The following is a 13,319-nucleotide window of genomic DNA, read 5'->3' on the forward strand; positions in this document are numbered from 1 at the left end:
AATATGGATCCACTTCGCCTCGCTGCTCAAATTGTATCAGGTATCGGCTTTCTCGGTGCAGGTGTTATTCTTCGCCGCGGAAACGATAGCATTTCTGGTTTAACAACTGCCGCGCTCATTTGGGGAGCAGCAGGTGTCGGAATCGCTGTGGGGGCAAACTTTTATATCGAAGCGATATTGTGCGTCATCTTCCTTATCGCTAGCGTCGAGCTTATTCCGCTTATAACAACGATTTTTGGTCCGAAACAACTAAGAGAAAAAGAACTTTCTGTGAAACTCACCGTGCTAGATGCAACAAAAATTTCTGAAGTCATTAATACGATTAAACAAAAAAATATTCGCATTAAAACGGTGCGCATAAAAGACTTAGATAACGGAAATCACTTCGTTGAATTAAAAGTATCTGTCGATCAAAAACGCGCAACAACAGACGTATACGAGTTTATTCATCAAATTCCTTCTATTCGTGGCGTCGATATCGAAAATGTTTAACTTGAAAATCATTCTCATTTATATTAGCATATATGATGAAAATTTCCTTCAAAACAAAAAGGTGGGGAACGACATGTCCTCTATTATAAAAAACATGGAACTTTGTTTCCTTATGCGCCAGCTCTCAAAAAAGGACGAGCTAACTTTCCTTCATTCATATCGAGTAACGAAAATCGCTTTATCTTTTGCTTCGTTTTTGAAACTCCCTGATGAAGAAAAGCGAGAGCTTCAATTTGGAGCGCTCATTCACGATATTGGGAAATTACACATCCCTGTTCATATTTTAACAAAAAGAGGGAAACTATCAGAAGAAGAATTTGCTCAAATAAAAAAACATCCACTATTTGGTGTACAAATATTACAATATTACCATGTTTCATCTGAAATTTCTCATATCGTTTTATACCACCATGAACGTTGGGATGGCAAAGGATATCCATACAACCAAAAAGGAGAGGACATCCCTTTTCTCGCTCGTCTCGTGGCGTTAGCTGATTCACTTGAAGCAATGACAGGCATTCGGCCATATCGCGCGTCACTTACATGGGAAGAAGCTTATGAAGAAATCAAAAGAGGAGCGGGGAAACAATTCGATCCACAATTAACATCTTCCTTTTTAGAGTGGATGGAAAATACTGAGATTCCAATTGAACAAAATAGCGAAACAATTATGCAAGCAATCCCCATGATTTCTTAATATCGATTGACGAAAAAACAAAATGTTTTTACAATATAAACGAAAAGGGGCATTAGCTCAGCTGGGAGAGCGTCGTGCTGGCAGCGCGAAGGTCACCGGTTCGATCCCGGTATGCTCCATCGAAAAAACCCTTGCATAGCAAGGGTTTTTCTTTTACTCTTCTGTTAGTTCTTCCACCGGAACGATGTGACGTTCATGTTCCCGCCCACGCATATGTACGGTAGCTGTTCGATTTGTTTCATCGTACCCATCAATCCAAACGGATTGACCGTGATAACATACCCGAATATCATCTGGTGAAGAAACAATTTGTTTTACGCGATGCATATCCATCAGCGTCCCTCCTTTCGTTTATATCATTTGTTTTTAAAGAAAAAATATGTAAGAAATGACACCATCTCGTCTACAATGATAAAACGGGAGGGAAAATAGATGAGATGGTATGAATTTCTCGCTTCATATTGGCGACTTTCTCCACTTATACGAATTATATTAACCATTACAACAATCATCTGTTTATTTGGGATGATCATTCATATCGTTGAGCCAAAAACATTTTTAACAGCATTCGATGGCATATGGTGGGCGTTAATTACAACAACAACAATTGGTTATGGCGACCTCGTACCGACAACATTAGGTGGTAAACTTGTCGCGATCACTCTTATTTTGCTTGGTACAGCTTTTGTCTCAGCTTATTTTGTCACACTATCTACAAAAGCAATTTCAAAAGAAAACGCTTTATCAACTGGTGAACTCCCTTATACAAAAGGGGAACATGTCATCTTAGTCGGGTGGAATGAACGCATTCGTCAGCTACTTGCTCTCATGCCGTCCAACATTCCATGTCTCGTGATCGATGAGACACTAAAACGTTGGGATGTTCCGAAACACGTCCATTTCATTAAAGGAAATCCGACTCATGACGATGTGTGGAAAAAAGCAAACGTGTTTGAAGCCCGGATCGTCATTATTACTGCCAACCAACATAAAAACGAAACGGAGGCTGATTTAGCATCCATCGTCACCCTTTTAACAGTGAAAGCGCTTCATCCATCTGTGTATACTGTTGTAGAAATATTAACAACTACTCAAGTGGACAACGCAAAACGAGCAGGGGCAGATGAAACGATTGAAACAAATAAATGGATCAGCTTTTTAATGGCCAATTGCCTTTCATCCCCGAACATGTTAAACGACGTCGAGCAATTTAAAAAACACCCGATCAAACGGCTAGCTGTGCGCGATGAATGGATCGGGATGTCTTTTGCGTCAATGCTCACGGAATTAAAAAAAGAAGATGTATTGCTTATCGGTGTTGCAAACAATCAACACATCGCAATTAATCCACCGTCACATACGATCATTCAGTCGACAGATGAGCTTATCGTATTAGCGCAATAACCGTTCTTCCAAATCTTTGACGAGCGTTTTTGCCATCGCTACATATTGATCAGGTACCGTTGCATCGGGATCTTCCGGCTCAGAAAATTGGTTAAATGATGCGTTTATATTCCCAATATGCACATTGTCATCTAAGCCACGCTGATATTTGTGGCATAAGACGTATGGGCGCTTTAATTCAACCGTTGCCCCATACGAATCAAGTTGTCCATCTATCGCGACGAATGGAAGGCGTAAAAATTGGTACCCAACATCATCCGCCATTTTATAGTCAAACGAACCATGGTCATAATCCCAATTTCCACCGATCACATAGCCGAGTGGCTTTAATTCTTGTTCTAACACATTTAATAAAAACGTTTTTCCTTCTAATGCAGATGGAATTTCAATCATATCGATCACTCCTCCTCTGTGTGTTATGATGCCCAAAAAAAGAGCTTTCCCTGCATCCAGGAAAAGCTCTTTTTCATTATTTCAACCGTTTTTCAAGCTCAGCCTTTTTCTCTTCGTATCCAGGCTTACCGAGAAGAGCAAACATGTTCACTTTATATGCTTCTACACCCGGCTGATCAAACGGATTGACCCCAAGCAAATATCCGCTCATCGCACACGCTTTTTCAAAGAAGTAAACGAGATAACCAAATGTATATTCATCTAATCGTGGCAATGTGACGACTAAGTTTGGTACACCACCATCTGTATGTGCTAACAACGTTCCTTCAAACGCTTTTGTGTTAACAAAATCAACTGTTTTTCCTGCTAAATAGTTTAGTCCATCTAAGTCGTTATCTTCTGCCTCAATCGTCAACTCATGGCGCGGCGTTTCTACTTTTAATACAGTTTCAAACAAGTCGCGACGACCTTCTTGCACATACTGCCCTAAAGAGTGAAGGTCAGTTGAAAAGTTCGCTGAAGCTGGGAAAATCCCTTTCTGATCTTTCCCTTCACTTTCACCAAATAATTGTTTCCACCATTCCGCAAAATATTGCAATGCCGGTTCATAGTTAATGAGCATTTCGATTGTTTTCCCTTTATTGTACAGCACATTTCGCACCGCAGCGTATTGGTAAGCAATGTTTTCTTCTAGTTCCGATTTGCTGAAATCTTCGCGAGCTTGGGCAGCCCCTTTCATCATTGCTTCAATATTCGCTCCGCTTACGGCAATTGGCAATAAACCGACCGCTGTTAAAACAGAGTAACGCCCTCCAACATCATCTGGAATAACGAACGTCTCATATCCTTCTTCCGTCGCTAACGTCTTTAATGCTCCGCGTGCGCGGTCAGTTGTCGCATAAATGCGCTTGCGTGCTTCTTCTTTTCCATATTTTTCTTCGAGAAGCTTACGGAAAATACGGAATGCAATGGCTGGCTCTGTCGTCGTTCCTGATTTCGAAATGACGTTAATTGAAAAATCTTTTCCTTCAAGTAAATCCATAACATCGCGCATATATGTAGAACTAATGTTGTTGCCGACAAAAATAATTTGCGGCGTTTTCCGCTTTTCTGCCGGAAGGGCATTATAAAATGAATGTTGCAACATTTCGATTGCCGCGCGAGCACCTAAATAAGAGCCACCAATTCCAATAACCAACAAAACATCAGAGTCTTCTTGAATTTTTTTCGCTGCTTGTTGAATGCGAGCAAACTCTTCGCGATCATACGCAACAGGAAGGTCAATCCATCCTAAAAAGTCGTTGCCTTGGCCTGTTTTTTCATGAAGAGCGTGATGCGCCACTTTCACTGCGTCACGCAAATACGTTAACTCATGTTCACCAAAAAACGATAACGCTTTTGAATAATCAAACTGAATATGCGTCATGTACGTTTCCTCCTCAATGATTGTATCCTCTTTCACTTTAGCGAAATAAACATCGAGAATCAAGTTCACGAAAACAATGTAAACGGATTCATTATGACATTTTTCGCACTTTACAATGAGGCTTGTAAAATCGCCATGACATCATGATGATGTAACTTTTTAAAATTACCAAACGGGCCGAACGCCATCGCTTTTTCTACTATTATTGGCAACGATTCTTCACCGATATGATAATCTGCTAATCGAGAAGGGGCACCTATGCTATTCCAAAACGCCCGAAGTTTTTCAATTCCTTCTAACGCGATTTCCCGATCTCCTTTGCCTTCTGGATAAACGTTAAATACTCGAACAGCTAGCTGCTTAAACCGATCGATATGTTCCTCAAGCACGTGCTTCATCCAGTTCGGGAATAAAATAGCTAGCCCACCCGCGTGTGGAATATCATGCACTGCTGATACAGCATGCTCAATATTATGTGTCGCCCAATCACCGCGTAGCCCCATGCGTAACATTCCATTTAAAGCCATTGTTCCACAATATAAAATCGTTTCACGATGATCAACATTTTGTAAATCTTCTATGAGTTTTGGTGCGGTTTCAATGACTGTTCGTAAAATAGCTTCGCACATTCGATCTTGTAATGGCGTATTTGGCGCATGGTGAAAATATTGTTCTAATACGTGCGACATGATGTCAACGATGCCATACACTGTATGATCTTTCGGAACAGTTTTTGTATAAACAGGATCTAAAATCGAAAATTGAGGGAAAACAGCTGGGCTACTCCATCCGTATTTCTCCTTCGTTTCCCAATTTGTAATAACGGAATTTGCATTCATTTCCGATCCTGTCGCAGCCAGCGTTAATACTGTTCCAATTGGCAGCGCTCGCTCAACCGTCGCCTTTCGCGAAATAAAATCCCATGCATCTCCATCATATAATGCACCTGCTGCAATGGCTTTGGCACAATCGATGACACTACCTCCGCCTACTGCTAAAATAAAATCGACTTTCTCTTCACGGCAAATGTGTATTCCTTTTTGAACAGTAGATAAACGAGGATTTGGTTCGACACCCGCTAGCTCGGACCAAGACTTATTCGCTGAACGCAAAATAGATACGACATCATCATATACGCCGTTTTTCTTAATGCTTCCTCCGCCATATACGATTAAAATGTGCTCATACGAATGAAGTTCCTTTTTCAAATGTTCAATTTGTCCTCTACCGAAAATTAATTTCGTTGGATTATGAAAAATAAAATTTTCCATGTTTATCCCTCCTTCCTTTCATTATTTCCAAAAGAAACAAAGAAGTAAAGAAACTTGCATTTTTTTATGCATACTTCTCACAAAATGATTCATTCTATAAGTGAATACGATATTTTAAAGGAGGATGAACATGAGTACGTTACAACGAATTGCACTATTGCTTACTGTTATTGGAGCGTTGAACTGGGGGCTCATTGGCTTTTTCCGCTTCGATCTTGTAGCAGCCATTTTCGGTGGTCAAGCATCGGCGTTTGCACGCATTGTCTACGCTCTCGTTGGAATTGCGGGGCTCATTAACCTCGTATTACTGTTTAAACCAACGGAGGAACTCGGACGTACAGAACCAAAAATGTCGAGAACATAAACATACAACTCACCGATCACTCGGTGAGTTGTATGTTTTTTTCGCTTCCGCAATCCATTTTTCTAGTTGCATTTTTAACGGTTGAAATCCTAAAGGAGTCTCAATATTTGTTGTGTCACAATCAACATCACGCAACGATAAGCTAATTCGCTTTGTTTTTTCATCGATCGCGATAATTTTTACCCGAACAGACTCCCCCACATCCACGTAATCATAAATATTTTTTACGTAGCCATCTGTAATTTCTGAAATATGAATGAGTCCTTGAGTTCGCTCGTCAAGCGATACAAATATCCCATATGGCTGTATTCCCGTCACAACACCCGTAACAATCGCACCTTCCTTCCACTCCAAATGAAACACTCCTCGTTTTTTGAAAAATTGTAACATAATTCACTTAAAAAGTGTTAATTTTGTGCACGTGAATAAATAGGAACATGGTATGATAAATATGTAAACGAATTTTGGAGAGGTGGGAGAATAAATGAGTACAATCGGCGAAAATATTCGCATGTACCGAGAACAGCGAAATATGTCGCAACAAGAGTTGGCCATGAAAGTTCGGGTAGGGGTAGCGACCATTCAAAAATACGAATCTGGGGAACAAGTCCCTGACACACCAACTATTTTAAAACTTTGCACTGCTCTCGATGTCCCTGCATCTGAATTATTAGAGCGTGCTGACTTATCGAATTCATCTAGTCTCGATCCAGAAATCGAATATTTAATTAAAGACATTGGCATTAAGCGCGCAAAACTTATTTTGCGAAAAGCAAAAGAGTTTAGCGAAGAAGATTTTTTACGCGTCATGCAAATGTTATATGAACTGAAATACAACAAAGAAAGCTGACAATACGTCAGCTTTCTTTTACAGTCGTTCAACAAATCGCTTCATGCGTCGGATCGCCTCTTGTAATTGTTCTAGTGATGAGGCGTATGAACAGCGAATATACCCTTCTCCGCTTGCTCCAAACACGTTGCCCGGAACGACAGCTACTTTTTCCTCTAACAATAATCGCTCCGCAAACTGTTCTGACGTCATGCCTGTGGATTGAATGGATGGAAATGCATAAAACGCCCCACCTGGCATATGACATGAAAGGCCGAGTTCATTTAATGACTGAACAAAAAAGTTGCGCCGTTGTCGGTAACTTTTTTTCATCTGTTCGACATCATCTGCTCCATTTCTCAACGCTTCAATAGCAGCATATTGCGCCATCGTCGGTGCGCACATCATCGTGTATTGATGAATTTTTAACATCGCGGTAGCTAATTCTCTCGGTGCAGCAATAAATCCAAGGCGCCATCCTGTCATCGCAAACCCTTTTGAAAAACCGTTAATTAAAATGGTTCGTTCTCGCATATGAGCGATCGCAGGAAAACTTGTATATTGTCCGTCATAGCATAACTCCGCATAAATTTCATCTGAAATGACAAGCAAATCATGCTTTTCTACAATGCGAGCAATTTGCGCAAGTTCTTCTGCGTTCAGCACCGTTCCCGTTGGGTTATTTGGGGAACAAATGATTAATGCTTTTGTTTTCGGTGTGACAACCTGTTCAATCTGCTCTGGCTGCAATTTGAATTGATGTTTCCCACTCGTTTGGATCGGAATTGGCACACCCCCAGCTAATAAAACAAGCGGTGCGTATGAAACAAAGCTCGGCTCAACAACAATGACTTCATCACCTGGATTTAAAACAGCTCTAAGCGACACATCGAGCGCCTGACTTGCCCCAACCGTCACAATTATTTCATCAGCTGGATCATATAACACGTGAAAACGCCGCGCTACATAGTCGCTAATTTCTTTTCTTAACTCCCATAAACCTGCGTTCGCTGTATATGACGTATATCCTTGTTCTAATGATAAAATGCAAGCTTCCCGCACACTCCAAGGGGTAATAAAATCCGGCTCGCCCACCCCAAGTGAAATGACCCCTTCCATACTTGCCGCTAAATCAAAAAAGCGGCGAATACCGGACGGTTTTAAGCGTGATACGGTGTCAGATACGTACGTTTTCGTCTTCTGCATCACGGAGCCACCACGATTCTTCGATCTTGATCACCTTGCTCAAACACGGTGCCGTCATGCTTATATTTCTTTAAAATAAAATGAGTTGTCGTTGAAATGACGGAATCGAGCGTCGATAATTTCTCAGAAACAAAATGGGCAATTTCAGACATGGAACGTCCTTCAATGACGACAGATAAATCATAGGCACCGGACATCAAATAAACAGACTTAACTTCCGGAAAGCGATAAATACGTTCAGCTACCTCGTCAAATCCAACGCCACGCTTCGGTGTCACTTTTACATCGATCATCGCCGTCACGCCTTCATGGCCATCTACTTTCCGCCAGTCCACGATCGTCGCATACTGTACAATCACTTTCGCTTCTTCTAATTTTTTTATTATATCCTCTACTTCTGAAACGGAGAGAGAAACCATTTTCGCCATTGTATCAATCGGCAGACGCGCGTTTTTTTCTAACAATTCAACAATTTCAATTTCTTTTTCAGTTAGTTTCATGAAAATCCCCCCTGACATAAATTTTCACACAATTTAGAAAAAAATGCACGTCTTTTTTCAAAAAAATGAGCAAGACAACATCGCTTGCAACTACGGTTTTTTTATCACACCGCATGCGATTCGCTTGCCTGCATTTCCCGCTGGCTGAGACATCCCATCATCTTTTCTTTCGTGGATGACAATCGATGTTCCGTTTTTGGTGAATAAGCCGTTTTTCTCTTCTGACAAATTGACATTTCGAGCCATCAATTGTACTTTCACCGTTCCATCTTCTTTCACAATTAAATTCGGTAAATCGCCTGCATGCGCTCCTTCCGGATGAAGGAGACCGTGCTCTTTTCCTTCCGGATTGAAATGTTCCCCAGCTGATTGAAATGTAGGTGGTTCACATGTTCCTTTGTCATGAATATGGATCGCGTGTTCTCCTGGAGGCAGTCCTTTTAAATCAATGTCGAGTTTCACCCCTTCAGGTTGCTGCGATATTTTAATCGTTCCAACCGAATCACCATCTTCATTAATCATATTGACATCGACGTTTTTCACTTTCTCTTCCATACATCCGCTCACAAGCAATAAGACGACACATATCATTATTTGACGCACAATAAGCCCTCCAACTACATATTTACAGCTTATTATGCCCCCTTTTTTGTCCATTTAGTCGTTTACTTGTTGTTTTTTCAACTGTTCTTCCAATTGCTTCGCTTTTTCTTCTTGACGTTTTGAAATTTTTATAATCAATCGCATCGTCAACACTGCTGCAATAAAAAATGCGGTAAACGAAATGGCAGCAGGAATGTACTCTGTTTTATCTTCTGGGAAGTATAAAAACAATCCAAATATAATGTCAGTCATGCAATCAACCTCTCCATATATCTTCTCACTCATTATATCATAAAGACAATTGTATCGCTTCGCAAAAAGGAATATAATTGGATTCGTAAACAAAAAAGGAGGCGTATTCGCTTGAAAAACGTCGTGATCCACAAAGTCATCACATTCGTATTTACAGAAGCGCAGTTAAGGGGGTATTGGAACGATCAAAAACAAAAAATTCCATTTGAATCTTTGACAAATGAACAGTTGATGTCATTAGCTGAAGATATGTTAGCAAACTCTTCTCATAGCCAACTAGAGCAACATATTTTAGACCATGGTTGGCGCGTCAAAGAAGAAACAGAAGGACAAGTGCTTGCAGAAGACGATTCCCGTGAACATGTACATGTGGAAGTCATTGATACAACAAAGCAAGGATCGCCATCCACAAAATTGTTTATCGACCGCTTATCACAAATCGAATGCGCTAACTGCGGATTTTCTTTTTATATTCGCAATGTAAACGCTGACACGGCGCATTTAAAGTGTCCAAGCTGCTTTCAGCCACTAAAAAACTGAAATATAGAAAGGAATGAAAGATCGTGCATGAGGCAATCACTCATGAAGTGAGCAATTTTCAATATTATGCGGCCATTGCAATCTTTTTAATTACATACGCCATCATCATCTCAGAAAAAGTGAATCGCGCTGTCATCGCTTTATTAGGTGCCGCTTTTATGATCATTTTCGGCATCGTTGATTTACATCAAGCGTATACTCATCATATCGAGTGGGGGACGATTACGCTTTTAATCGGAATGATGATTCTTGTTAGCATTACGAGTAAATCAGGCTTTTTCCAATATGTTGCGGTCAAAGCTGCAAAAATGGCGAAAGGAAGCCCAATTAACATTTTAGTCATTTTATCTTTGCTGACAGCTGTTCTTTCCGCCTTTTTAGACAATGTAACAACCGTTCTGTTAATTGTTCCGGTTACATTTTCCATTACACGTATGTTAGAAGTAGAGCCTGTTCCATTTTTAATTTCTGAAGTACTTTTCTCAAACATTGGCGGAACGGCGACGTTAATCGGAGACCCACCAAACATTATGATCGGCTCTGCCAATAAACATTTAACGTTTAACGACTTTCTATTTAATTTGGGTCCTGTTGTTCTCGTTATCATGGCTGTTGTTATTGCTATTTTGTACGTGTTTTATCGCAAACGTCTTCAAGCAAATGCTGCGCTTATCGAACGGCTCATGAAACTCGATGAAAAACAATACATTAAAGATGCTGTACTATTGAAAAAATCCGTTTCTGTGCTTGGATTAACAATTTTAGGGTTTATGCTCCATTCAGTGATTCACGTCGATGCAGCAGTCATCGCAATGACAGGGGCTGTCATTTTAATGATGATCGGCGTAAAAGAACACGACTTAGAAGAAGTATTCGCTTCTGTGGAGTGGACAACCATTTTCTTTTTTGCTGGATTGTTTACCCTTGTTGGCGGCCTCGTCGATATCGGGCTTATTAAAAGTTTGGCCGAGAAAGCATTGGAAATCACAGGGGGCGATATTCATTTCGCATCTTACTTAATTCTTTGGGTATCTGGAATTGCATCAGCAACCATTGACAACATTCCGTTCGTTGCGACGATGATTCCACTCATTCAAGATATGGCTGTCGGCATGGGATTATCTCCGGACTCAGCACAAATTGATGTGTTATGGTGGTCGTTAGCGCTTGGCGCTTGTTTAGGTGGAAACGGAACGTTAATTGGAGCATCTGCAAACGTCATCGTTGCAGGGATTGCTTCACGTGAAGGTCATGGGTTTAGCTACTTTGATTTTCTAAAAATCGGAGCACCGCTTACGCTCATTTCCTTGCTTATTTCACACGCGTATATTTTCATTCGTTACTTATAAAAACGCTCAAGGTTCGCCTTTGAGCGTTTTTTTCTTTTCGTCATATACTGCTTCCAAGGAGGGAGAACAATGTATCCAAACGTTGATATTACACAATTTACACAATCATCAAAGGCGATACAAAAACTATTGAAAGATGCAACGACTATTTCGACAAAAATCGCAAACGATCCTATTTTTGCGAAGCAATTAATGGAAAAAGCTCAACAATCAAAACAAGAAGAAGTACAAAAGCAACTTCAATCCATCGGCATTGAATCGGAAATGAAAATCTCTTTTAATCCAAATACGATCCATATTACACTTTCACCAAAAAAAGGCGAGTCGCCTTGTTGCCAACTCACCTTCTTTCTCTACTGGCGATAATTCGGTGCCGCCATCTGCTTTTCACCTATATAGGCTGCATCGCGCAAATCATGCCCATCATCCGTTTCACTTACATGAATGATGTCTTCTTTTGCACCTAATCGATTTGCGCGAAGCAATTGTTCCTCTTCCCTCATTGTCATCCCCTCCGTATTGTTATGTTGCACAAGTACGTTGCACTTATGTATTGACATTTTTTGTTTTATCATATACCATTTCGTTAACAAATAAAAAAAGGAGGTTAACAAATGCGAGCGAGAGATTTAACGTTTATCGCCATGTTTGCAGCGTTAATGGCGATCGGAGCAAACATTACATCGTGGGCTCCTTTCCTTGTTATTGGTGGAGTTCCCATTACGCTACAAACCTTTTTTTGCGTATTAGCTGGAGCTATTCTCGGGGCAAAACGCGGTGCGATCGCAATGACTGTATATATGCTCATCGGACTGTTTGGTGCACCCGTTTTCGCTCGTTTTAGCGGAGGGTTTTCAACGATCGTTGCCCCAACGTTTGGCTTTATTCTTTCTTTTATTCTTGCAGCATACGTCACTGGTCTACTTATTGAAAAAAGTGCAAATCGTTCCGTAGCACACTTTATCACAGCAACTATCATCGGCATGATCATTAACTACGTTGTCGGCACGAATTGGATGTATGTCGCGTTCAAATTATGGGCTGAAGCGCCAGAAGGGTTTTCGTATACGATGGCATGGAGCTGGATGCTCGTTCCGCTTCCAAAAGATATCATCTTATCGATCGTTGCCGGCATCATTGCACCACGCATTTATAAAGCATTAAACCAGCATCAAACATATAACAAATACGTCGCATAACAAGAAAAGGAAGTTCGGCTATAGACCAACTTCCTTTTCCTCTTTCTTTATATATTGTTGCCGAAACACTTGCATCGATTCATTTTCATTCAGTGCAATCATCTCTTGCTCAGATAATGTTCCATCTCCGCGTTTGACGACATATACGCTCACTTTTTTCTTTCCCCAATGTTTATATACATCATCTACTGTTTCGTAATATAAATCAATTTTATGGCCTTTAATCGCTGATCCTGTATCTGCGACAACACCATATCCGTATCCCGGAATAAATAAAATCGTTCCAATTGGGAAAATGTTTAAGTCTGCTGCGATCGTGGAGTACAAATCACGTTTCACACGCACGCCTGAATATGTGATCCCATAGCTCGGATGATCAGGCGTTTTCCCTGTTGATTCCACTCCAGCCGTATATCCTGTTGCTACAACAGTGACGGACGGGTATTGTGACCAATCGAAAGCTTCTTCTAACGTCAACGATTCGTTTGTTGTTTGTTGGGATGATAGTTGTGTCATTTGCTTTTCAGTTTTACGAAAACGATCTGCTACATACTCATACGTATTTGTTGAAAACAACGACTTGAACGAGAAAAAAGAAAAACGTGAAGGTGAAAACCAATCCGATAGCATCTTCGCTTCAACGCCTGATATCGATTGAAATGTCGTCACGAACGCGCATAGAAACAATACAACCATGGTCGTTCGTCTTAACCATTTTATACTCATTTATTCACTCCTCCCACGGTTGTATTTCTTTCCAACATTCTAAAAAAATATACATCCACCGCAAGAGA

General features: G+C 40.6%; 20 protein-coding genes and 1 tRNA gene (1 of these 21 only partly in view). 10 read left to right on the plus strand and 11 right to left on the minus strand.

Annotated features, from left to right (window positions below):
- The 3 genes from ACPF7I_RS12275 to ACPF7I_RS12285 form a co-directional block, all read left to right on the plus strand.
- Positions 1–492, plus strand: partial view of an MgtC/SapB family protein gene (locus ACPF7I_RS12275; RefSeq protein WP_430746105.1) — the 3' portion only. The gene continues 186 nt to the left of window position 1, outside the view; 492 of the gene's 678 nt are visible here — the last part of the coding sequence; its start codon lies beyond the left edge, outside the window; the stop codon is at positions 490–492.
- Positions 493–565: 73 nt separating this feature from the next.
- Complete coding sequence (locus ACPF7I_RS12280) at positions 566–1,189, plus strand: HD-GYP domain-containing protein (protein WP_430746104.1); 624 nt, start codon at positions 566–568, stop codon at positions 1,187–1,189.
- Positions 1,190–1,235: 46 nt separating this feature from the next.
- Positions 1,236–1,308, plus strand: a tRNA-Ala gene (locus tag ACPF7I_RS12285).
- A 34-nt stretch (positions 1,309–1,342) separates the two neighbouring features.
- Here the strand turns inward: ACPF7I_RS12285 and ACPF7I_RS12290 are convergent.
- Complete coding sequence (locus ACPF7I_RS12290) at positions 1,343–1,522, minus strand: H-type small acid-soluble spore protein (protein WP_021093610.1); 180 nt, start codon at positions 1,520–1,522, stop codon at positions 1,343–1,345.
- Positions 1,523–1,621: 99 nt separating this feature from the next.
- On the opposite strand from ACPF7I_RS12290, the gene ACPF7I_RS12295 reads away from it, so the two are divergent.
- On the plus strand, positions 1,622–2,593 hold the full coding sequence (locus tag ACPF7I_RS12295; protein WP_430746103.1) for a potassium channel family protein: 972 nt from the start codon (positions 1,622–1,624) through the stop codon (positions 2,591–2,593).
- On the opposite strand, the gene ACPF7I_RS12300 is transcribed toward ACPF7I_RS12295, so the two are convergent.
- From ACPF7I_RS12300 to ACPF7I_RS12310, 3 genes are all read right to left on the minus strand, one after another.
- Positions 2,582–2,986, minus strand: a complete 405-nt coding sequence (locus ACPF7I_RS12300; protein WP_009362210.1) for a YugN-like family protein — start codon at positions 2,984–2,986, stop codon at positions 2,582–2,584. The genes ACPF7I_RS12295 and ACPF7I_RS12300 overlap by 12 nt on opposite strands.
- 76 nt (positions 2,987–3,062) lie before the next feature.
- Positions 3,063–4,412, minus strand: a complete 1,350-nt coding sequence (locus tag ACPF7I_RS12305; RefSeq protein WP_430746102.1) for a glucose-6-phosphate isomerase — start codon at positions 4,410–4,412, stop codon at positions 3,063–3,065.
- A gap of 110 nt (positions 4,413–4,522) precedes the next feature.
- Entirely contained in the window at positions 4,523–5,683 is a 1,161-nt protein-coding gene (locus ACPF7I_RS12310) for an iron-containing alcohol dehydrogenase (protein ID WP_430746101.1), read from the minus strand.
- Positions 5,684–5,813: 130 nt separating this feature from the next.
- Here ACPF7I_RS12310 and ACPF7I_RS12315 point away from each other — a divergent pair, with 130 nt between their 5' ends.
- Entirely contained in the window at positions 5,814–6,047 is a 234-nt protein-coding gene (locus ACPF7I_RS12315) for a DUF378 domain-containing protein (RefSeq protein ID WP_004892293.1), read from the plus strand.
- 9 nt (positions 6,048–6,056) lie between these two features.
- On the opposite strand, the gene ACPF7I_RS12320 is transcribed toward ACPF7I_RS12315, so the two are convergent.
- Positions 6,057–6,401 (minus strand): CvfD/Ygs/GSP13 family RNA-binding post-transcriptional regulator, encoded by a 345-nt coding sequence (locus tag ACPF7I_RS12320; RefSeq protein ID WP_430746100.1) that lies wholly within the window; start codon positions 6,399–6,401, stop codon positions 6,057–6,059.
- Between the two features lie 130 nt (positions 6,402–6,531).
- Between ACPF7I_RS12320 and ACPF7I_RS12325 the strand changes: the two genes are divergently transcribed.
- Entirely contained in the window at positions 6,532–6,897 is a 366-nt protein-coding gene (locus tag ACPF7I_RS12325) for a helix-turn-helix domain-containing protein (RefSeq protein ID WP_430746099.1), read from the plus strand.
- 18 nt (positions 6,898–6,915) lie between these two features.
- Here ACPF7I_RS12325 and ACPF7I_RS12330 read toward each other — a convergent pair whose 3' ends face one another.
- From ACPF7I_RS12330 to ACPF7I_RS12345, 4 genes are all read right to left on the minus strand, one after another.
- Positions 6,916–8,082 carry an aminotransferase gene (locus tag ACPF7I_RS12330; RefSeq protein ID WP_430746098.1) on the minus strand — a complete coding sequence of 389 codons (1,167 nt, stop codon included), beginning with the start codon at positions 8,080–8,082 and terminating at the stop codon, positions 6,916–6,918.
- Positions 8,082–8,582: an Lrp/AsnC family transcriptional regulator gene (locus ACPF7I_RS12335; protein ID WP_009362216.1), complete on the minus strand. Its 501-nt coding sequence runs from the start codon at positions 8,580–8,582 to the stop codon at positions 8,082–8,084. Before ACPF7I_RS12335 ends, ACPF7I_RS12330 begins: the two co-directional genes overlap by 1 nt.
- Positions 8,583–8,672: 90 nt before the next feature.
- Positions 8,673–9,173, minus strand: a complete 501-nt coding sequence (locus tag ACPF7I_RS12340) for a superoxide dismutase family protein (protein ID WP_430746266.1) — start codon at positions 9,171–9,173, stop codon at positions 8,673–8,675.
- Positions 9,174–9,239: 66 nt separating this feature from the next.
- Positions 9,240–9,437 carry a hypothetical protein gene (locus tag ACPF7I_RS12345; RefSeq protein ID WP_430746097.1) on the minus strand — a complete coding sequence of 66 codons (198 nt, stop codon included), beginning with the start codon at positions 9,435–9,437 and terminating at the stop codon, positions 9,240–9,242.
- Positions 9,438–9,548: 111 nt separating this feature from the next.
- Between ACPF7I_RS12345 and ACPF7I_RS12350 the strand changes: the two genes are divergently transcribed.
- From ACPF7I_RS12350 to ACPF7I_RS12360, 3 genes are all read left to right on the plus strand, one after another.
- Complete coding sequence (locus ACPF7I_RS12350) at positions 9,549–9,977, plus strand: hypothetical protein (protein WP_430746096.1); 429 nt, start codon at positions 9,549–9,551, stop codon at positions 9,975–9,977.
- 23 nt (positions 9,978–10,000) lie between these two features.
- Entirely contained in the window at positions 10,001–11,326 is a 1,326-nt protein-coding gene (locus ACPF7I_RS12355) for an ArsB/NhaD family transporter (RefSeq protein WP_430746095.1), read from the plus strand.
- Between the two features lie 69 nt (positions 11,327–11,395).
- Positions 11,396–11,692, plus strand: a complete 297-nt coding sequence (locus ACPF7I_RS12360) for a hypothetical protein (protein ID WP_430746094.1) — start codon at positions 11,396–11,398, stop codon at positions 11,690–11,692.
- Here the strand turns inward: ACPF7I_RS12360 and ACPF7I_RS12365 are convergent.
- Positions 11,680–11,829: a hypothetical protein gene (locus ACPF7I_RS12365; RefSeq protein ID WP_167338105.1), complete on the minus strand. Its 150-nt coding sequence runs from the start codon at positions 11,827–11,829 to the stop codon at positions 11,680–11,682. The genes ACPF7I_RS12360 and ACPF7I_RS12365 overlap by 13 nt on opposite strands.
- A gap of 111 nt (positions 11,830–11,940) precedes the next feature.
- Between ACPF7I_RS12365 and ACPF7I_RS12370 the strand changes: the two genes are divergently transcribed.
- Positions 11,941–12,525 (plus strand): biotin transporter BioY, encoded by a 585-nt coding sequence (locus ACPF7I_RS12370; protein ID WP_430746093.1) that lies wholly within the window; start codon positions 11,941–11,943, stop codon positions 12,523–12,525.
- A gap of 18 nt (positions 12,526–12,543) precedes the next feature.
- Here ACPF7I_RS12370 and ACPF7I_RS12375 read toward each other — a convergent pair whose 3' ends face one another.
- Positions 12,544–13,251, minus strand: coding sequence for a 3D domain-containing protein (locus ACPF7I_RS12375; protein ID WP_430746092.1), 708 nt, complete (start codon positions 13,249–13,251; stop codon positions 12,544–12,546).
- Positions 13,252–13,319: the final 68 nt, after the last annotated feature.

Origin of the sequence: Anoxybacillus dikiliensis (assembly GCF_050613275.1) — a bacterium.
Lineage (GTDB): Bacteria > Bacillota > Bacilli > Bacillales > Anoxybacillaceae > Anoxybacillus.

Excerpts from the sequence above, each read along its gene's own strand:
- ACPF7I_RS12370 (WP_430746093.1), top strand. The coding sequence starts at position 11,941 with ATGCGAGCGAGAGATTTAACGTTTATCGCCATGTTTGCAGCGTTAATG.
- ACPF7I_RS12300 (WP_009362210.1), bottom strand. The coding sequence starts at position 2,986 with ATGATTGAAATTCCATCTGCATTAGAAGGAAAAACGTTTTTATTAAAT.
- ACPF7I_RS12330 (WP_430746098.1), bottom strand. The coding sequence starts at position 8,082 with ATGCAGAAGACGAAAACGTACGTATCTGACACCGTATCACGCTTAAAA.
- ACPF7I_RS12365 (WP_167338105.1), bottom strand. The coding sequence starts at position 11,829 with ATGAGGGAAGAGGAACAATTGCTTCGCGCAAATCGATTAGGTGCAAAA.
- ACPF7I_RS12325 (WP_430746099.1), top strand. The coding sequence starts at position 6,532 with ATGAGTACAATCGGCGAAAATATTCGCATGTACCGAGAACAGCGAAAT.
- ACPF7I_RS12295 (WP_430746103.1), top strand. The coding sequence starts at position 1,622 with ATGAGATGGTATGAATTTCTCGCTTCATATTGGCGACTTTCTCCACTT.
- ACPF7I_RS12290 (WP_021093610.1), bottom strand. The coding sequence starts at position 1,522 with ATGGATATGCATCGCGTAAAACAAATTGTTTCTTCACCAGATGATATT.
- ACPF7I_RS12280 (WP_430746104.1), top strand. The coding sequence starts at position 566 with ATGTCCTCTATTATAAAAAACATGGAACTTTGTTTCCTTATGCGCCAG.
- ACPF7I_RS12360 (WP_430746094.1), top strand. The coding sequence starts at position 11,396 with ATGTATCCAAACGTTGATATTACACAATTTACACAATCATCAAAGGCG.
- ACPF7I_RS12375 (WP_430746092.1), bottom strand. The coding sequence starts at position 13,251 with ATGAGTATAAAATGGTTAAGACGAACGACCATGGTTGTATTGTTTCTA.
- ACPF7I_RS12315 (WP_004892293.1), top strand. The coding sequence starts at position 5,814 with ATGAGTACGTTACAACGAATTGCACTATTGCTTACTGTTATTGGAGCG.
- ACPF7I_RS12305 (WP_430746102.1), bottom strand. The coding sequence starts at position 4,412 with ATGACGCATATTCAGTTTGATTATTCAAAAGCGTTATCGTTTTTTGGT.
- ACPF7I_RS12340 (WP_430746266.1), bottom strand. The coding sequence starts at position 9,173 with ATGATATGTGTCGTCTTATTGCTTGTGAGCGGATGTATGGAAGAGAAA.
- ACPF7I_RS12345 (WP_430746097.1), bottom strand. The coding sequence starts at position 9,437 with ATGACTGACATTATATTTGGATTGTTTTTATACTTCCCAGAAGATAAA.
- ACPF7I_RS12335 (WP_009362216.1), bottom strand. The coding sequence starts at position 8,582 with ATGAAACTAACTGAAAAAGAAATTGAAATTGTTGAATTGTTAGAAAAA.
- ACPF7I_RS12310 (WP_430746101.1), bottom strand. The coding sequence starts at position 5,683 with ATGGAAAATTTTATTTTTCATAATCCAACGAAATTAATTTTCGGTAGA.